This is a genomic window from Gilliamella sp. B3172 (assembly GCF_026536465.1).
Classification (GTDB): Bacteria; Pseudomonadota; Gammaproteobacteria; order Enterobacterales; family Orbaceae; genus Gilliamella.
Genome location: NZ_JAFNOA010000003.1, coordinates 101,278 through 121,028 on the forward strand (window position 1 = coordinate 101,278; position 19,751 = coordinate 121,028).

Consider the following 19,751-nt stretch of genomic DNA (forward strand, 5'->3'; position numbering starts at 1 on the left):
AACGATCATCCAAACGAGTGAAATTAAAATAAGAGCAATAATAGTAATGAAAAAATTAAATAGAAATGATTTTCCCGGCGCAAAATATACCACCCGAGTCGTTCAGTTTGGCGAGGGTAATTTTTTACGTGCCTTTTTAGATTGGCAATTAGATATACTGAACGAAAATACCGATCTTGACGCTGGCGTGGTTGTTGTGCGCCCATTAAATACCGACTTTCCACCTTCGTTAAATACGCAAGATGGTTTATATACCACGTTAATCCGTGGCTTAAATGAACAAAATCAGGCGGTAAAAGCGTTTAGAATGATTCGTTCAGTCAATAACGAAATCAATGTCTATACTCAATATGATGAGTATCTTCAATTAGCTAAAGATCCCAATATTAAGTTTATCTTTTCAAATACTACCGAAGCCGGTATTAGTTATGTGGAAAGTGATCAATTGACCGACAGACCGGCTAGCAGTTTTCCGGCTAAATTAACCGCATTTTTATATGAAAGATTTGTTCACTTTGCCGGCAGTAAAGACAGTGGCTTGATTATTATTCCTTGTGAGCTAATCGATTATAACGGTGAGGCGCTGAAGAAGTTAGTCTTAAAATATGCTAAACAGTGGAATTTGTCAGACAACTTTATTGCATGGCTGGAAAATGACAATCTATTTTGCTCAACATTAGTTGATCGCATTGTGCCCGGCTACCCAAAAGCTCAAATCAATGAACTTGAGCAAGAATTAGGTTATCAAGACGACTTTATCGATTCGGCAGAGTATTTTTATCTGTTTGTGATTCAAGGTCCGCAGTGGTTGGCTCAAGCGCTAAGGTTAGATCAATGTAACATGAACATTAAAATCGTGGATGATATCAAGCCTTATAAAGAGCGAAAAGTGGCTATTTTAAATGGCGCACATACCGCTTTAGTGCCGGTCGCTTACTTAGCCGGTCTTGATACGGTGGGTGAATCAATGAATGATCCGCAAATCTTATCTTATATCAAAACAACGATTTTTGATGAGATTATTCCGGTGTTAGATTTACCACATCAAGAGTTGGTCGATTTTGCTAATTCAGTGATTAGTCGATTTAAAAATCCTTTTATTGAGCATCAACTAATGTCAATTGCTTTAAACAGCATGACAAAATTTAAAACCCGTATCTTGCCGCAATTAATCGCCTATCAAAAACACAAAGGGCAATTGCCTGTGCATTTGGTGTTCTCGTTTGCCGCATTAATCGCCTTTTATCGAGGTGTGAGAGATAACCAGCACTATCCATTACAAGATGATGCGCTTTGGCTAACACGCTTTAGTACAGCTTGGCAAAATGTAGCAGAAGGTAAAGCAACATTAGCCCAGTTAGTAGAACAAGTCTTAAGTGATAGTGCACATTGGGAACAGGATTTATTGGCTATTGCTCAATTAGCATCAACCCTAACACAATATTTAACGGTAATAACCGAACAAGGTATGCGCAAGGCAATGGAAAAATGTGTGACTGATAGCAAATAAAATGAGCAATATCATGATTAAATTTATAAAAATAAATAATATGGATAATGTCGCTGTGGCATTATCCGATTTGCAAGCGCATGAGCAAGATATTGTTATCGACGGGCATCATATCGATTTAAAACAGCCGATAAAGCAAGGGCATAAATTTGCACTTAACGATATTGGCTTGGGTGAAAACATTATTAAATATGGTTTACCAATCGGGCATGCAACCAGCCCGATTAAAGCGGGTGAGCATATTCATTCACACAATTTAAAAACCAACTTGAGTGATATTGATGATTACAAATATCAACCCAGTTTAGCAAAAAGCGATAACTTACATGCCATTGCCGATCGAGAAGTGCAAATTTATCGGCGCAAAAATGGTGAAGTGGGTATCCGCAATGAACTTTGGATCATCCCAACAGTTACTTGCATTAATGGTATTGCTCAGCAAATTGTCAGTCAGTTTTGTGAGCAGTTGAATCATCAGTTAGACATTGACGGCATTACTGTGCTCGAACACCCTTATGGCTGTTCTCAATTAGGGCAAGATCATCAAAATACCAAAATCATTTTACAAGATTTAGTCAAACACCCTAACGCTGGTGCGGTGCTGGTGATTGGGCTGGGATGCGAAAATAATCAGGTTGCCGAATTTAAGGCAGATCTAGGCGAGTATGACTCTTCACGTGTCCGATTTCTAATTGCGCAGCAAGAAAGCGATGAGATCGAAGCGGCGCTTGTCCATTTAACCGAACTTTACGCCATAATGAAGCAAGATAAGCGAGAAGCAGGGCGTTTAAGCGAGCTGAAATTCGGTTTAGAGTGTGGTGGCTCAGACGGTTTTTCCGGCATTACGGCCAATCCTATGCTTGGGCTGTTTTCTGATTATGTGATTGCGCATGGTGGGACAAGTGTGCTGACCGAAGTTCCGGAAATGTTTGGCGCTGAAAATATCTTGATGTCGCACTGTGTTGACGAATCGACTTTTGATAAAACCGTGCACATGATTAATGATTTTAAACAATATTTTATTACCAACAATCAACCTATCTATGAAAACCCTTCTCCGGGTAATAAAGCAGGTGGTATTACCACGCTTGAAGAAAAATCGCTTGGCTGTACCCAAAAAGCGGGCGGAAGTGAAGTTATCGATGTGCTCAAATATGGGCAACGTTTAACCAAAACCGGTCTAAATTTACTTAGTGCACCGGGTAATGATGCGGTGGCGACCGGGGCTTTATCGGCGGCGGGTTGTCATATGGTACTGTTTACCACGGGGCGAGGCACACCTTATGGCGGCATTGTGCCGACTGTCAAAATTGCCACCAATACCCAATTAGCCGAAAAGAAAGCCAATTGGATCGATTTTAACGCCGGAAAACTGATTCAAGGCGTTTCAATGCAAAAATTATTAACAGAATTTATCGAGCATATTGTTCAAATTGCTAACGGAAATAAAACACGCAATGAAATAAATAACTTTAAAAATTTAGCCATTTTAAAAAGTGGCGTAACCCTCTAAACATAAATTAATTGTTTGTTAGTTAATAGTGACATTAAGTCCTTCGGGACTTGATGGGGGGCACTGTTTTTTTTAAATACTATAGGGATCATTTATGAATGACAAAAAAGAGAAAAAAATTACATGGTTAGTAAGATTCTCTTACGGCAGTGGTAATTTAATCGGTAGTGGCGCGCTGGCGATAAGTGGCGCATGGCTACTCTACTTTTACACCACTTTTTGTGGGTTAAGTGTTGTGCAAGCAGCCTTAATATTTTCAATTGCCACTTATTTGGATGTGATACTTAATCCATTAATGGGTTTTATCACAGACAATTTTTATCAAACTAAAATCGGGCAGCGCTTTGGGCGGCGTCGTTTCTTTATTTTAATTGGTATACCTTTAATGACCATTTACCCCATGTTATGGATTGAGGGTATGGGTTTTTGGTACTACTTAGTCACCTATATTTTATTTGAGATCATCTATACCAGCATTATGATTCCATTTAATACTTTGCCTGTAGAGATGACGTCAAACTTTTCACAACGGACTTACCTAACCGGTTCTAAAGCCATGTTTGGTAAAGTAGCTAACTTTTTAGGTGCTGCGATACCGGGCGTCTATTTCTATTTTTACAGTAAAGAATCGGCAACCCCTTTTTTATTAACCGGTATCACTTATGCGCTTATCATGATGTCGGCGTTAATTTTGCTTTATTGTAATAGTTGGGAAAAGCCTAAAGATCAAGTCAAAGATGAATCGGTACATAGCTTTTTGCAAGCCATTAAAAAACTTTTCATCGACATTTTATCAACCTTTCGAATTAAGACCTTTAGAACGCATTTAGGTATGTATCTATTTGGTTTTGGGGCTGAGTGGTTATTTACTGCCGTCTTTACCTATTTTATTGTATTTAGTCTCGGTGAGCCACGCTCATTTGTGGCGGAGATGAATTCATTAAGTAGTATTTGTCAGTTGGTCTCAACAGCATTTTTTATGATGTATTGCGCTAAAAAAGGCTTTAAAAAACCATTTATCATTGCGCTGCTTATCGTTATTTCGTCGATGATTGGTTATGTGGGTATCTATTATTTCAACTTACCGCATATCACATGGATAGTAGTTGGTATTACTATCTGGTTTGGATTAGGAACAGGGGGCGTATATTATATTCCATGGAGCGTTTATGTCTTTTTGGCTGATGTTGATGAAGTGGTAACCGATCGCCGCCGTGAAGGCGTTTATGCCGGTGCCATGACCATGGCCGGTAAATTAGTTCGAGCCTCTATTGTATTTGTCCTCGGCGTTATTTTGAGTGCATATGGCTTTGAATCTAAATCACATGTTCAACCACAAAGCGCCATTGCGGCAATAAATGGCATCATTCTTTATGGTGTAATTGGTATGGCTTTAATTGGTGCGTGCTTCGCTTGGAAAATGAAACTCGATCATGCGACCCATTCGATTATTATTAACGAAGTTGCTCGAGTTCGTAATGGCGGCAAAATGGCAGATGTCACGCCAGAAACCAAAAAAGTGGTAGAAGATCTAACCGGGATTGCTTATGAAAAATGTTTTGGTCATAACAATATTGGTTATAAACAATCACATTAATAACGATTCGAGCAGTTATCGGGATTGGTTAACGCCGATCCTGTTATGAATAAAATAAGTGCTAAGCGGCAATTAAGTTTTTAATTTGTCGTTTATAAACCGACAGTAGGAAGGACAGAATAATGACGAGAGTATCAGTGACAGATTTTGGCGCGATTGGCGACGGAAAATCATTAAATACCCACGCTTTTGAAAAAGCAATCGCACATATTGAAAAGCAGGGTGGGGGAACCATTGTTGTGCCAGTGGGCACCTATTACACTGGAGCAATTAAACTTTGTAGTCATCTCACCTTACATATTGAGCAAGGCGCAACATTACGCTTTTCTGATGATGTGAACGATTATCCAATTGTCAATTCACGTTGGGAAGGGGTGAAGCAAGATGTCTATATGCCTTGTATTTATGGACACAGTATTGAAAATGTCACCTTAACCGGTGGCGGTAAGATAGATGGTAACGGGCAAAAATGGTGGCAGGTTTTTCGTCAACAGCGGGAAAATCTTCGTTATCCAAGACCATATTTGATTGGGTTTGATTTTTGCCAGCGCATAACGATTGAAAAACTATTTTTAACGCAATCACCTAGCTGGACAGTGCATCCAATGGAATCAAATAATGTGGTGGTGGATAATATTTCGATTCTTAATCCGGCTGATTCACCTAATACCGACGGCATTAATCCCGAATCATGCCGTAATGTGAGAATTTCCAATTGTTATATCGATGTTGGCGATGATTGTATTGCTATTAAAGCCGGTACAGAGCAGACAGCGGATAAAAGCCCATGTGAAAACATTTTAATTACCAATTGTAATATGATTCATGGTCATGGTGCGGTGGTGTTAGGCAGTGAAATGAGTGGCTCTATTCGTCATATCACTATCAGTAACTGTGTCTTTCAAAAAACCGATCGTGGCGTAAGGTTTAAAACTCGCCGTGGTCGTGGTGGTACTATTTCCGATATCACATTTAGTAATATTGTTATGGACGAAGTGTTATCGCCGTTTGTGATGAACTACTACTATTATTGTGGTCCAAAAGGCAACGATCCGATTGTCTGGAATAAACAGCCACTACCGGTAAGTGAAGATACGCCAGCTTGTCATAACATCAGTTTTTCTAATATTATCGCTAAAAATGTTCGGGCGTATGCCGGCTTTTTATATGGGATTCCCGAATCGCCAATTGCTAATATCTCGTTTGATAATATCCGCATTTCAATGCAAATAGATGCACAAGCCGGCGAAGTTGATATGTTTAAAGATGTCAAACCGGAGGCAGGCAAAGGCTTTTTTATTGAAAATGCCAACTCTGTTTTATTGAATAATGTCATTATTGATAATGTGGTTTGCGATCCACTCTATGTAAAAAATTGTACCGATGTGCATGTTAATCAATCATTTGTCAAACAAAATGGGCAGTTAATTGGACTTAAAACTGAATAATGTGTTTGAAAATAACCGCTAAATAGCGGTTATTTTTTTATGGATTAATATTAATTCAATATGACCTTATTTTATACATTACTTTGATAAGAAAAAATTATTTTTATCAAAATATTGTTATATTTTATTGGGTTGATTTTTTATTTTTTCAGATTTGGACTTTAAAAAAATTATTCAGTTACTCCATTTTTAAAGATTGATAGGTCACGAAATTCATTTATTTCATTACAGGTTTGTTTACCGTTTGCAAGCTGCACAATTAAATGAATAAATTGCTCTAGAAGTTTCTCCATCGGCGTTCCATTAACTAATTGCCCCGCATCAAAATCGATCCAGTGTTTCTTTTTTTGGGCAAGTGTTGAGTTAGTTGAAATTTTTACAGTTGGTACAACACCACCATATGGGGTGCCTCTTCCGGTTGAAAATAATACCATTTGACAACCAGCAGCAGCTAATGCACCTGTAGCAACTGCGTCATTCCCCGGAGCTGATAATAAATTTAAACCTGATTTTTGGAGTCTTTCACCATATTCTAATACATCAATAACATTACTATTACCTGCTTTTTGGGTGCAGCCCAATGATTTGTCTTCAAGTGTTGTAATTCCTCCTGCTTTATTACCTGGAGAAGGGTTTTCGTAAATAGGTTGATTATATGTCATAAAATATCTTTTAAAATTGTTTACCATATTTACTGTTTTTTCAAAAATTTGTGAATTAATACAATGAGACATTAGGATTGTTTCTGCTCCAAACATTTCGGGAACTTCGGTTAAAACGCTAGTTCCGCCATTGGCAATTACATAATCAGAAAACTTGCCTAATAATGGGTTTGCTGTGATGCCAGATAATCCATCGGATCCCCCACACTCAAGTCCAAATTTAAGTTCACTAAGCTTACCAGTTTGGCGACGATCTAATTTCATTACTTGATATATTTCGAGTAAATACTTCACACCTTGTTGAATTTCATCTTCCACTTCTTGTGAAATCATAAAACGGACTCTGTCATGATCATATTCACCAAGGCTTTCTTTGAATGCAGAGAGTTGATTATTTTCACATCCTAAACCAATGACTAATACTCCACCAGCATTAGGATGTTTGACCATATCTTGTAATATAGTTTTAGTTGTTTGATGATCTGCTCCTAATTGCGAACAACCATAGGGATGTGAAAGTAGATGGATACCATCAAAAAAAGCGTGATCTAACTCAATGTCTTTCGCTATTTCTGATAAAAATCGTTTACGAATTTGTTCCGCGATACCATTAACGCAACTAACGGTTGGGATAATCCAAAGTTCATTACGAATACCAACATCACCATTTTTTCGGCGATAAAGATTCACATCTCTATCCGGTAGTGATGATGAAATATGACTAGCAACAGGTTCATATTCATACTCATCAAGTTCACCAAGATTGGTTTTAACATTATGAGTATGAACGTGTTCACCAACTTGAATAGTTTGCGATGCATGACCAATGGGAAAACCATATTTAATGATGTTTTCACCTTGTAAAATCGGTTTAATCGCTATTTTATGACCTGAAGGAATTTCTTGTAAAACAGTAATTTGTTGATTATCTTTTAATAGCTCACTATTTATTTTATCGCCTGGGTATAATGTTTCTAATGCAATAATAACATTATCGTTACCATTGATTTTAATTATTTTTTTCATGAACTCTTTCCTAAAAATACACTTTCCGCTACTTGTTAGTAGCGGAATAATTGAGAGATAATTATTTAGTTAACCTATCTTTATTACTGATTTAAGTCGATTACTTGGATCATCTCGCATTTCTTTAAAAGCATTTTCGGCATTATTCAATTCGTATATGTCAGTAATGATTTTTTTGACATCACATTTTCCGGAACTAACTAAATCAATCAATTCGATAAAGTCTTTTTTTAGTGCATTACGTGAACCAAAAATATCTAACTCTTTAGTTTGAATTAGTGTAAAAGCAAAATTTAATTTTTGTTTACTTACTCCAACTAGACCTACACGACCACGGTAAGCTGCTGCATCAATACAATTTTGGAAAGTTTGTGGTAATCCAACGCATTCGATACAAACATCAAAACCATCACCTTGGGTAATCTCTTTTACTCTTTCTTCAAAATTCTCTTTATCTGTTCTGATAATACCTTTTGCACCTAATGATAATGCTTTATCTAATCTTGATTGCATGACGTCACTTACATATACGTCAGCCTCTTTTAATACTGCAGCCATGACAGCAAATAAACCAATAGGTCCAGCACCAACAACTAATACTTTATCGCCTTTTTTTACTGACGTTCGTTGAATTGAATGATAGCTAATACAAAATGGTTCAATCATTGATAGGGTTAATGCATCTAATCCTTTACCATCATAAATACGTTCAATTGGCATACTATAATATTCTCTGAAAATACCATCACGTTGTGCGCCAAGAGTTTGATTGCCAGTACAGCAGTTAACAAAACCGCGTCGACAAGAATAACATTTACCACAGTTAAAATAAGGATTGGCGGTAACAATCATTCCTTTTTTGATACCATAATCATTCTCATCTATTTCAACCACTTCGGCAGAAAATTCATGACCTGGGATTCTCGGATAGCTTGCATAGAGAAAAGTTCCTTTATACGTTCCCATGTCAGAACCGCAAATACCACCATATAATACTTTTAATATTGCTTCACCCTTTTGTAAGGTTGGTTTTTCCATTTCTTTGACTTCAACTTTTCCTGGTTCTGGAATAACAATATATTTCATTTTAGTCATATGTTTGACTCCTGCTGTTTAATTGTTTGGAATATAATTTTTAATATCTTGAGCTAAAATGTTTTCCAGATTTTTTGTCACTAAATCCGTTAATCCGGTAACATTATTGAGATCTTGTCCCCAATGGTCAGTCATTTTTAATACGTTAGAGACGAGTGTTTTAACGTCGTTTTGATAAAGTGGTTGCCACTCTTTAAACTTCTCTAGTAAATGAGCATCATCAGTTAATGAAATAGCTTGACCTTGGTATTGGCCACGATAAAAAGCAATAAGAGCAGCTAAGGAAAACGAAATATACTTTGGTGGTTTGTTAAATCGTTGACTATATGTTAGTAATTGTGGCAGTAGTCGAGTTTTAAATTTTGTTAATGAATTTAATGAAATTGACATTAACTCGTGTTTAATGAATGGATTTCTAAAGCGTTTTAAAACCTCATCGGCAAATTGTACTAATTGTTCTTTATCTAAAGATAAAGTAGGAATCACCTCTTGATTAATTAAATTTTTAACAAATGTTTCAATCTGCGGATCATCCATGCTTTCGCCAACAGTTTTCAACCCAGCAAGGTAAGCAACAGGCACCATCGCAGTATGAGCACCATTTAAAATACCTACTTTTCTTTCTTTATAAGGTTTAATATCATCAACAACTAAAATATTTAGGTCGACTTGATCTAATTTTAATTTCTGTTTTAACCATTGTGGACCTTGAATAACAAACAGATAAAAATACTCAGCTGTATCTAAAAAACGGTCTTGATAACCAAGTTGTTGTTCAAGTTGTATTGCTTCATCTTTTGGATAGCCTGTAACAATGCGGTCAACTAAAGTTGAGCAAAAGGTATTACACTCATTGATCCATATTGTAAAATCATGATCTAATTGCCATAATTTAGCATATTCCAGAACCAATTCTTTCAGTTTTTCTCCATTATAATCAATAAGTTCACATGGAATGATAATCAAGCCTTTATCTTTTTGGCCTTTAAAAAATTTAAAACGATGGTGTAAAAAACAGGTTAATTTTGCAGGAAAAGTTGCTGGGGGTAGATCTGTAGCTTTATCTTTATCACTAAATGCAATACCTGCTTCAGTAGTATTTGAAAAAATAAATTCCAACTCAGGATTTTCTGCACAAGCTAAATAGGATTGATAGTCTTGATATATTAATATTTCTCGATTAACTGAATAAATAATTCTCGGTGTAGCAATTGTGCAACCTTGTTCATTCAGCCCTCGAATAATAGTCGTATAAAGCCCATCTTGTTCGTTGAGAGATGGTTGATGTGTATCAATTGGTCTAACAATTGTAACACCACTATTAAAATTTGTTTTTTCATTTAGATTATCAATAATCCAATCTACAAATGCTCTTAAAAAATTTCCTTCACCAAATTGAAGTATTTTTTCAGGATAAATTGGACCGGGGAAGTTGGATCTATTTAATTGTTTTGACATATGATGGTTCTCTTTAATTATTGTTAGTAAGTAAAGAGAACTATAGAAGAAGATAAAATGTAGTATGTATTTTTTTAGTTATTTCGTGTTGAATATATAAGTTTTTTGTTTTTTATCTGTTTTTTATAGCTAATGCGCGTCCAATTGACTCTTGCATTGATCTTTTAGCTGTATTTAAATGACGACACAACGCTGCAATGGCGAGTGGTTCGTTTTTTTGTAGAATTGCAGTTAAAATTGCAATATGTTCTGATACAGCAATACTATTTCTTTCTTTAAGATCACTACTGTCCCACTGGTAATGAAAATGAAATATAACGGAAATTAAATCAAATGATTGCAAAAAGAAACGATTTTCTTTACACGATAAAATGAGTTCATGGAAATCACGGTCTAGTGTTGAAAAAAGTTTATATTCATCTTGTATATTTTGTTGAAGATTTTTGTGCCGTTGTAGTAACTCTCGTGCTTTTATCCAATTAATATGATTGTCAGATTGGGCCAAAAATGCTTTAAGTGCAAAAATTTCTAAAACACTTCTAAATTCATATAGTTTTTCGGCATAGTTTTTATCGAATGTGGCTAACTCCCATTCCCCTTTTTTAACATTATCAATAAGTCCATAATGTAAAAAACGTAGCAGAAACTCACGAACCACAATGGGACTAACGTTAATTTCTTTTGCGAGTTGAATTTCATTAAAATGATCACCCGGTAATAATTTTTTACTATTAATTAAATGGTAAAAATAAGTTTCAACTTTTTTATCTTGTATAGATCTTTTTTCGAAAATACAGGCAATTTTATCCTTTTGTGTTGGTTCACGAGCTAAATGGTATTGGTTATTATCAAACAGTAAAATGCCTATTTGACATAAATAGTTTAATACTGCGCGAATGGTTGTTCGACTAACATTGAAAGCTTCAGCTAGAATTGAAATAGAAGGTAAAGGAAAAGATAATATATTATTGTTGATGCAATCAATAAATTGATTAATAGTATTTTGTCTTAATGTTTGACTTCTACTCATATTACGTTTCTCAGTAATTTAATTATAACAAACTAACTTCCTGAAAATTCTATCAAAGTTTTTGATAGAATTTTCTAACGAAATTTATAGTTATTAAATAGATGGATTGGCTGTAATAGGTTTGATATCTTTTAATACAAGTAAATATACAAGTGCACCAATAGCGCAAGCACAACCAGAAACGACTAGGGCATACATAAATGAACCTGTTGCTCCAATAATATATCCCGTTACGATTGGACCTAAAATACCACCACAATTTGAGACAGTATTTTGGATACCACCTAAGACAGATGTCATATTTCGCGGAGCAATATCGCCAGGAAGACACCAAATGGCTGAACCAGAAAAGGCAAGCCCAATATATGAAATACAAAGTAGCATCATCATTACGGTAATTGAATCAACTAACCCGGCAAGCGAAATGGAAGTCGCAATTAACATTCCACCAACTAAATTTATTTTTCTAGCTAGATTAATATTATTGGTTTTAATGTAGATAAAATCAGTTAACCATCCACCAATCCATTGACCAATTATGCCGCATAAAGGTGGTAGCATAGCTAAAAATCCCATTTCGGTTAAACTTAAACCGCGTTCTTTCATTAAATAAGTTGGAAACCAAGTAATGAAAAAATAAACAGCATAGTTAAGCATGAAAAAGCCTATACACATCGCTATCACATTACGGTATTTTAGTAATTGATACCATTTCATTGGTTGTACTTTATCGATTCCTTCTTTTTTTATTTGGCCGTCACGAATATATTTCAATTCTGTAGGACTAATACTAGGATGTTGTTCAGGATCTTGATAAACACATAACCACCAAATAACCCAAACAAGACCTAGTGCGCCACAAATAAAAAATGCTGCATGCCATCCTAATGAAGCTATAATCCAAACAACCAGTGGCATGGCAAATGCTGTGCCAAATCGAGAGCCACTATCAAATAATGCTGTTACACGACCTCGTTCTCTATCGGGAAACCATTTCGCGGTAATGCCTCCGTTACAAGGATATGCAGCAGCTTCGCCAATTCCCATAAATACCCGAGCAAAAATAAAACCAATGGGGGTAGTTGCTAGTGCTGTTGCACCAGTTGCTAACGACCACCAAGTCACTGAACCTGCGAGTGTTTTCCTTTGACCAAAACGATCGGCAATAAAGCCAGCAGGAATTTGACAAAGAGCATAACTTAAGAAAAACGCTGACATTATCCAGCCCATTGCTTCAGGAGAAATATTTAAATCAGTAGCAATAATTGGAGCAGCAGCAGACATTACAGTTCTATCTAAATAGTTAATTACAATAGCAAATAACATGAGTATAGCTATATGGAATCGAATACGACTATTTTTTTTAGGCATAAAAAAACCTCTTTTTATAAATTATTTAATAATATATTCATTTAGTTATCTTAATTTAATATTGAAAATGTTAATTAAGGTACCAAGTGAATTAGTAACTTCTATTTCATTCAAATGGCATATTGATAGTAGTAAAAAAATTCACTCAGATAAGGAATTGTTTGTTTGATTGTGGTAGGGATAATATTTTTCTGTTTTTTATTTGTTTTTAATCTTTGATGTCATTTCTTATTGCACATCATCATTACCTTTCAAAATAACTTTGATGTTGATCACATTTATCCAATAAATCTTTTAAAGCTAAATTTTTAGCTCTTCATACTCGTTTGTAATGGTTCACTCTTTTAAGGATAAATTATGACAAGTGCATTTTATAAAAAACCGACTTATTGGTTTGCTTCGTTTTATAGCATTATGTATTACGCAGCAGGTAGTTTTGTTTTTTCCTTTTATGCAATATGGCTTAGTAAAGAGATTGGTTTAACGGCAAAACAGACGGGTATTATCTATTCTTTTAACTATTTTATCTCATTGATTATCATGATTATTTATGGTGTCTATCAAGATAAATTAGTCTTAAAAAAACACCTAATTTGGTTTCAAAGTATCATCATAACTTGTGCCGCACCTGCATTGATCTATGTTTATGAACCGCTATTAAGACACAATTTTTATGTTGGTGTTATCTTTGGTAGTTTCTTCTTAGGTTTTGGTTGGGTTGCCGGTATGGGCTTAATCGACTCTTACTGTGAAAAAATCAGCCGTGCTTTTAATTTTGAATTTGGACAATGCCGCACTTGGGGGTGTATTGCCTATGCGGTGGGTACCTTTATCGCCGGTATATTAATTAGTATTAATCCTCATCTTAACTTTTGGGCAGCTTCAGCAGTGGGTATCTGTTTTATGATACTTAATCTGAATTTCAAACCAGATTTAAGCAAATCATCGGCAGCCGTATTCCAGAAGAAAGATAAATTAAGTTTTAATGAAATAGTTTCAGTATTTGGACTCAAAAAGTTTTGGATATTTGTTATTTATGTACTGGGCACTTACAGCTTGTACAACATTTATGACCAACAATTATTCCCGGTCTTTTTTACTCAGCAATTTACCGATGTCAATGACGGTTATCGTTTATACGGTATGTTAAATTCATTTCAAGTCTTTTTAGAAGCAGCGGTAATGTTTTGTGTGCCATTTGTTGTGAACAAAGTGGGAGCTAAAAATGCCTTAATCTTTGCGGCATTTATTTCGGCAACGCGAATATTTTTAACGGGTCATGTGGAAAGTATTGCCATTATTTCAATCATAAAACTTATGCACTGTTTAGAGATCTCAACCATTTTAGTCTCAGTGTTTAAATATATTGATAATAATTTTAATGCTCGCTTGTCAGCTACCGTGTTCTTAATTGGTTATCAAGTAGCCGGATCAGTAGGCGTAATACTATTTTCTACCTTTGTGGGTAATTTTTATGACACAGAGGGCGCAGCGACAACATTTAATTATTTAGGTTTAGTGGTTTTAGGCTTCATGCTGTTTGCTATGGCCTTTTTAAGTCGTGATAGAAAATCAGACAAAATTGAAAACGAAAGTAATTAAGCAAAAAATTTGTAATTTAATCAATAGTATTTGATAAAACATATTAAGGATGCAAAATGAACATATTTAATTCAGTAACCCAATTTAACTTTGAACAAACCCGAACAATTTCACCGGAAAACATGACGGGTGAAAAAGGTAAATCCTGCATGAAAGCCAGCGCTTTAGGCCCTAGCCGTAAAGGGCAAGGGTTCATTTCAATTCCGGCCGGTCAAACCGTGACAATTGCCGAGATTAACGGTCCGGGTGAAATCCGCCACATGTGGTTTACCTTAACGGATAGAACACATCGGGGTAGTTTTGTGTTACGTGATGTGGTGATTCGAATTTATTGGGATGATGAAAAAGTGCCGTCGGTTGAAAGCCCGATAGGCGATTTTTTCTGTAATGGTTTTGGCGCTAGATGTGATATTAACTCCTTGCCAATCGTGGTAAATCCAACCGGTGGATTTAACAGCTACTTTAGAATGCCATTTAATAAGAAAGCCAGAATTGAAATTCAAAATGAGCATGAAGCTGATCTGCAACATTTCTTTTTTACCGTCAATTACGCTTTAATGCCTAAACCGTTTGAACAACCGTTGTATTTTCATGCCCAGTGGCGCCGTCAACGCATTACCAATTATGCGCAAGATTACGTAATACTCGATAACGTTCAAGGACATGGTTATTATGTCGGCACTTACCTGGCTTTAACTGCACTTGAGCGTTATTGGTGGGGTGAAGGTGAGTTTAAATTCTATCTGGATGATGATAGCGATTATCCGACTCAACACTCTACAGGCTCAGAGGACTATTTTGGTGGTGCTTGGGCTTTTCATAATCGTGATAGTCAAGGTAGACCTAAAGCGAAGTGTTTCCAAACACTGTTTATGGGCTATCCATATCAAACTAATCGGGATGCAACTCGTGACTTTTTCCAAACCGGTGATTCAAATCCGGTGCATGGTTTTGGTGATGATGGCTTACCTTCACATGGTTTATATCGCTGGCATCTGCCCGATCCGATTGCATTTCATAAAAACATTAAGTTAGCTTTTCAACAAATAGGTAATGATGATATAAGATTGTATGAACGATGTGATGATATTGCTAGTGTTGCTTATTGGTATCAAAATCCGTCAGAAAATCACAATCCCCCATTTTTGAATAAGCAACAGCGTACTCCACGCTAATTTGAAGGTGATGTATGGCGAGTAATAAATTAAAGATCAATGATATTGCTCGTTTGGCTGGCGTGTCGGCAACGACCGTCAGTCATATTTTTAATAAACGGGATAAAAAATATCGAATCTCTCCGCAAACCCGACAACGGGTGTTATCGATTGCTGAGCAGTACAGTAATCAATCTCATATCCGTCAATATTTAATTAAAGCTAATAGTACCAATACCGTTGGGGTAATTGTGCCGGATATGTCCAATTCCTTCTTCTCCATGTTTTTGCATCATCTGGAAGCGGCATTTCGGCAAAAAAATATCCAGTTACTTATTACCTGTAGCCACTATAATAAAGAAGTTGAAATCAAAGTAGCTCAAAATTTAGTTGAGCGCAGAGTTGATGCGATGATTGTGGTGACCTCTTTAGATAGTGATGAGTTTTATGTTGATATCAACCAAAATACGCCTGTTCTGTTTTTTGACAGATATCTTTATAACACTAAAATACCGTTTATCACCAGTGAAGCTTTACAGTCAGTTGCACATTTGATTGAGCCTTATGCCAAACGGTTAGATGAATTTTATTTTATCGGTTGTGACATTCAACTTACCTCAATTCAAGCTAGGCTTGCCGGGTTTAAGCTAGGGCTTGAACGTGCCGGATTATCGGTTAAGCCTGATTGGATTGTAAGTGATGATTATTGCCCTAATAAAGGTTATGAACTGCTCAAATGTGTTCATCAAAAATTAGGGCGTTTGCCAAAAGCGATATTTACGCCGTCGGGTAATTTACTGCAAGAGGTGCTCAATTATTTGGTTGCGGTAAAAGCTGATCCTAAGCAGATCTGTTTATGTTCTTACGACTATAACCTCTATCTTGATTATTCGTATTATCCGATTGATGCGATTGCGCAAGATTTTGAATCGATGGTTAACACTTGTGTTAATGTCGTTAATCGGTTATTAAATTTTAACGAGTTAAAAGATAACGCTATGTTTATTAAACCGAAAATAATACGTTATCGTAAGAATTAAACATTAACTAATACGGTAATCATGCGATTAGCGATTGGCATTTTTCATAATACGTGCTTTATCAACTTGCCATTGACGCTCTTTGATGTCGGTGCGTTTGTCGTACTCTTTCTTACCTTTAGCCACGCCAATTTTTACTTTAGCCCAAGCATTTTTCCAATATAAAGACAGGGCAACAACAGTGTAGCCTTGACGATTGATTTTCCCAAATAAAGCGTTTAACTCCCGTTGATTTAACAGCAGTTTTCGAGTGCGCATTGGCTCACAAACTACATGGGTAGATGCCACATTAAGAGGTGTAATGGTTGCACCAAATAACCACGCTTCGCCGTCTTTAAGTAGGACGTAACTGTCACTAATGTTAGCTTTGCCAGCACGTAGTGATTTCACTTCCCAGCCTTGCAGGGATAGCCCCGCCTCAATTTCCTCTTCAATAAAGTACTCATGGCGTGCGCGTTTGTTTAATGCAATTGTTGCCGAACCCGGCTTATGTGATTTTTTCTTTGTCATAGTGTGCGTTATTATAAAGTTACGTGATACTATATGTCACTAATTTTAATTTTAAATTTGAATTTTATTATTATGGCGCAAGTTTTTTACGAGGTGGTCGAGCCTTACTCTGTCGAGCAGATGTTCGCTTTGGTTAATGATATTGCTAAATACCCCGAATTTGTTCCTGATTGTATCGCATCGGGTATTATTAAAAAACAAGATAATATTATTGCTGCATTTATTGAAGTTGAAAAGTTTGGTTTTAAAAAATCGTTTACGACTTTAAATCAGCTCAATGAACCTAATTCGATAGATATTACACTGTTAGAAGGGCCATTTAAGCACTTGACGGGACAATGGCTATTTACCCCTATTGAGCAAAATAGGTGTAAAATCAGTTTTCGCTTGGATTTTGAATTTAAAAATAAGTTGTTAGATTTGACCTTTACCCCGGTTTTTAAAGAGGTGATGACCAATATGGTCAATGCGTTTTCACAAAGAGCAAGGCAGATATATTAAAATGATAACGATTGAAGTTGTTTATGCTTTACCAAATAATCCGACAATCATTAAATGTACGGTTGATAAACAAACTAATGTCTTGCAAGCGATAACAAAATCCAATATCTTATCTATCTGTGGGATAAAATTAGATGAGAATTTAGTCGGTATTTATGGAAAACGTTGTCAGCTGACTGATCAGCTTAACGACGGTGACCGTATTGAAATCTATCGCACACTCATTAATGATCCTAAAGAGATAAGACGAGCAAGAGCAGCACTAAAAAAATAATGATTTGAAGTGAAGGGAACCCAATGCATAATCTGCTAATTGAAAAGATTGAAACTTTGTGCAAAAAACGTGGTATTAAGCTGACAACGCAACGTCGAACAGTTTTAGACATCATGTTAAGCGCAAATAAAGCAATGAGTGCATATGATTTGTTGGATCTTTTAAAAGTCAGTGAACCGCAAGCAAAACCCCCCACTATCTATCGTGCGCTTGAGTTTTTATTAGAACACGGATTTATTCATAAAGTTGAATCATCAAATAGCTATATTATTTGCCCCCATTTTCATGATCCTGAGCATATTTCAATTTTATTTATTTGTGATAAATGCCAACAAATTATTGAAAAACACTCCGAGGATATCGAGAAGCAACTTAAACAATTAGCCCAACAAAGCCACTTTTTAATTAAACACAGTGTGCTTGAAATTCATGGAATCTGTCAATCGTGTCAACATTAATTATTGCCCTTTGGTTGATTAATCTCGCCTGTGATACTGTAGGTCAAATTGCTTTTAAATATGCAGCAATGACCTCTAAACATAAGCAAGGGATTGGTTATTGGCATCGACTGTTTTGTAACTATTGGCTATGGCTAGGGTTTGGTTGCTATTTTATCGGTTTTATTTTTTGGCTGGCTTTCTTGAGTGAAGTTCCTTTATCTCAAGGTATATTATTAGGTTCCTTTAATATGATTACGGTAATGCTGGCCGGGCGTATACTATTCAAAGAGCACTTAACCGCCTTTCGACTTATTGGTATATTTTTTATCACAACCGGAGTGGTATTAGTTGGACTTAATTAATGAAGAAATTTTATATCATCGGTTTTATTTTATTGCTTTTCTTTGATACTTTTGGTCAAACCAGTTTTAAATTAACGGCAATTGCTGCACTGCCATTTGAAATAAGTTTTGATTGGTTAGTGCGAATATTTACCAACGGCTGGGCATATGTGGTAATGCTTGGTTACACAGGCGCATTTATGACGTGGATGGTGTTGTTAAAAAAAGCGCCGGTTGGTCCTGCTTTTGCCGCTTCGCATCTGCAAGTGGTGACCGTGATGCTGGTATCGGTTGTGGTATTTGATGAACAAATCACCTGTATACGCTTAGTCGGTGCATTATTTATTATTATCGGTATTGTTTTTCTGGCGTTAGCGGAACAAAGATTACATCGATCATCTTAATTATTTACGTTAGATATAAATAAGATTATCTTAAAAAATAAAACAGCTCACCTCTAGCTTGAAAAGCAGGCTACAAACGACAATTACCGTGAAAAGGGTTAAAAATATAATAGCATTCAGAGTTTAGAATGAACTATATTGTAAATGAAAATAAGATTGTCTTAAAAAATAGAACAGCTCACCTCTAGCTTGAGAAGCAAGCTATAAAAGCCAATTGCCGTGAAAAGGGTTAAAAATAATAGCATTCAGAGTTTAGAATGAATTATATCTGTTTATCCCCGTTTTTTAGCATCTCAATAATGGTGCGGTTAGCGTCAGGAAATTCATCGGCGATTAACTCTTCTTGATCAACCCAGCGGCTCGGTTGTCCCTCTTTGGCAAAGGGTACGCCGTCCCACTCTTCAACAAGATAAGCATGAATGGTGATATCACGATCATCATAACTGTGTTTGACGACTTTTAAAAATTGAGCATTGTGTATCTGGATATCGACTTCTTCTGCTATTTCACGTTGTAATGTTTGATAGGGCGTTTCGCCAGCTTCAATTTTTCCACCCGGAAATTCCCAAAAACCAGCAAGATGAGAGTCTTCACCACGTTGCGTGATAAAGATTTGACAATTTTGTGAACGAATAATACCTATAGCAATTTCAGTATGTTTTTTCATAATCCTATTGGTCTGAATAAAACCAAAGGGGAAAGTTAACCTTTCCCTTTCGATTCTGTTGTCAACTTAATTGACTATTTTAACATCATTATTGCTTGATGATACTAA

Annotated in this window: 19 protein-coding genes; 12 read left to right on the plus strand and 7 right to left on the minus strand. The window is 36.0% G+C overall.

Going from position 1 to position 19,751, the window contains the following annotated elements; translation table 11 throughout:
* Positions 1–46: 46 nt before the first annotated feature.
* The 4 genes from J3U37_RS05120 (at position 47) to J3U37_RS05135 (ending at position 6,068) form a co-directional block, all read left to right on the plus strand.
* Positions 47–1,510 carry a tagaturonate reductase gene (locus J3U37_RS05120; protein ID WP_267373640.1) on the plus strand — a complete coding sequence of 488 codons (1,464 nt, stop codon included), beginning with the start codon at positions 47–49 and terminating at the stop codon, positions 1,508–1,510.
* Between the two features lie 13 nt (positions 1,511–1,523).
* Positions 1,524–3,023, plus strand: a complete 1,500-nt coding sequence (locus J3U37_RS05125; RefSeq protein WP_324170091.1) for an altronate dehydratase family protein — start codon at positions 1,524–1,526, stop codon at positions 3,021–3,023.
* A gap of 94 nt (positions 3,024–3,117) precedes the next feature.
* Entirely contained in the window at positions 3,118–4,620 is a 1,503-nt protein-coding gene (locus J3U37_RS05130) for an MFS transporter (RefSeq protein ID WP_267373642.1), read from the plus strand.
* A 122-nt stretch (positions 4,621–4,742) separates the two neighbouring features.
* Positions 4,743–6,068, plus strand: a complete 1,326-nt coding sequence (locus tag J3U37_RS05135) for a glycoside hydrolase family 28 protein (protein WP_267373644.1) — start codon at positions 4,743–4,745, stop codon at positions 6,066–6,068.
* A 170-nt stretch (positions 6,069–6,238) separates the two neighbouring features.
* Here J3U37_RS05135 and J3U37_RS05140 read toward each other — a convergent pair whose 3' ends face one another.
* From J3U37_RS05140 to J3U37_RS05160, 5 genes are all read right to left on the minus strand, one after another.
* Positions 6,239–7,756, minus strand: coding sequence for a UxaA family hydrolase (locus J3U37_RS05140; protein ID WP_267373647.1), 1,518 nt, complete (start codon positions 7,754–7,756; stop codon positions 6,239–6,241).
* Between the two features lie 69 nt (positions 7,757–7,825).
* Complete coding sequence (locus tag J3U37_RS05145; protein WP_416379989.1) at positions 7,826–8,842, minus strand: zinc-binding alcohol dehydrogenase family protein; 1,017 nt, start codon at positions 8,840–8,842, stop codon at positions 7,826–7,828.
* Between the two features lie 27 nt (positions 8,843–8,869).
* Positions 8,870–10,309, minus strand: a complete 1,440-nt coding sequence (locus tag J3U37_RS05150) for a tagaturonate reductase (protein ID WP_267373651.1) — start codon at positions 10,307–10,309, stop codon at positions 8,870–8,872.
* A gap of 112 nt (positions 10,310–10,421) precedes the next feature.
* Positions 10,422–11,339: a GntR family transcriptional regulator gene (locus tag J3U37_RS05155; protein WP_267373652.1), complete on the minus strand. Its 918-nt coding sequence runs from the start codon at positions 11,337–11,339 to the stop codon at positions 10,422–10,424.
* Between the two features lie 93 nt (positions 11,340–11,432).
* Positions 11,433–12,710, minus strand: a complete 1,278-nt coding sequence (locus tag J3U37_RS05160) for an MFS transporter (RefSeq protein ID WP_267373653.1) — start codon at positions 12,708–12,710, stop codon at positions 11,433–11,435.
* A gap of 357 nt (positions 12,711–13,067) precedes the next feature.
* Here J3U37_RS05160 and J3U37_RS05165 point away from each other — a divergent pair, with 357 nt between their 5' ends.
* From J3U37_RS05165 to J3U37_RS05175, 3 genes are read left to right on the plus strand one after another with little or no spacing between them, the layout of a single operon-like run.
* On the plus strand, positions 13,068–14,312 hold the full coding sequence (locus tag J3U37_RS05165) for an oligosaccharide MFS transporter (protein WP_220218931.1): 1,245 nt from the start codon (positions 13,068–13,070) through the stop codon (positions 14,310–14,312).
* Between the two features lie 56 nt (positions 14,313–14,368).
* On the plus strand, positions 14,369–15,487 hold the full coding sequence (locus J3U37_RS05170) for a glycoside hydrolase family 172 protein (RefSeq protein WP_220218932.1): 1,119 nt from the start codon (positions 14,369–14,371) through the stop codon (positions 15,485–15,487).
* 14 nt (positions 15,488–15,501) lie between these two features.
* Positions 15,502–16,506: a LacI family DNA-binding transcriptional regulator gene (locus J3U37_RS05175; RefSeq protein WP_267328661.1), complete on the plus strand. Its 1,005-nt coding sequence runs from the start codon at positions 15,502–15,504 to the stop codon at positions 16,504–16,506.
* Positions 16,507–16,533: 27 nt separating this feature from the next.
* On the opposite strand, the gene smpB is transcribed toward J3U37_RS05175, so the two are convergent.
* Positions 16,534–17,016: an SsrA-binding protein SmpB gene (gene smpB / locus J3U37_RS05180; RefSeq protein WP_220218934.1), complete on the minus strand. Its 483-nt coding sequence runs from the start codon at positions 17,014–17,016 to the stop codon at positions 16,534–16,536.
* A 33-nt stretch (positions 17,017–17,049) separates the two neighbouring features.
* Here smpB and J3U37_RS05185 point away from each other — a divergent pair, with 33 nt between their 5' ends.
* Genes J3U37_RS05185 through J3U37_RS05205 form a run of 5 tightly spaced genes read left to right on the plus strand, consistent with a single transcriptional unit; the run spans position 17,050 to position 18,976 of the window.
* Entirely contained in the window at positions 17,050–17,517 is a 468-nt protein-coding gene (locus tag J3U37_RS05185; protein WP_220218935.1) for a type II toxin-antitoxin system RatA family toxin, read from the plus strand.
* Positions 17,513–17,791, plus strand: coding sequence for an RnfH family protein (locus tag J3U37_RS05190; RefSeq protein WP_366518654.1), 279 nt, complete (start codon positions 17,513–17,515; stop codon positions 17,789–17,791). Before J3U37_RS05185 ends, J3U37_RS05190 begins: the two co-directional genes overlap by 5 nt.
* Before the next feature lie 23 nt (positions 17,792–17,814).
* Positions 17,815–18,249, plus strand: a complete 435-nt coding sequence (gene zur / locus J3U37_RS05195) for a zinc uptake transcriptional repressor Zur (RefSeq protein WP_220218937.1) — start codon at positions 17,815–17,817, stop codon at positions 18,247–18,249.
* Positions 18,237–18,593 (plus strand): EamA family transporter, encoded by a 357-nt coding sequence (locus J3U37_RS05200; protein WP_267328659.1) that lies wholly within the window; start codon positions 18,237–18,239, stop codon positions 18,591–18,593. Before zur ends, J3U37_RS05200 begins: the two co-directional genes overlap by 13 nt.
* Positions 18,593–18,976, plus strand: a complete 384-nt coding sequence (locus J3U37_RS05205; protein WP_267335554.1) for an EamA family transporter — start codon at positions 18,593–18,595, stop codon at positions 18,974–18,976. Before J3U37_RS05200 ends, J3U37_RS05205 begins: the two co-directional genes overlap by 1 nt.
* A 262-nt stretch (positions 18,977–19,238) precedes the next feature.
* Here the strand turns inward: J3U37_RS05205 and mutT are convergent, their stop codons facing one another.
* Positions 19,239–19,643, minus strand: coding sequence for an 8-oxo-dGTP diphosphatase MutT (gene mutT / locus J3U37_RS05210; RefSeq protein WP_220218940.1), 405 nt, complete (start codon positions 19,641–19,643; stop codon positions 19,239–19,241).
* Positions 19,644–19,751 lie beyond the last annotated feature (108 nt).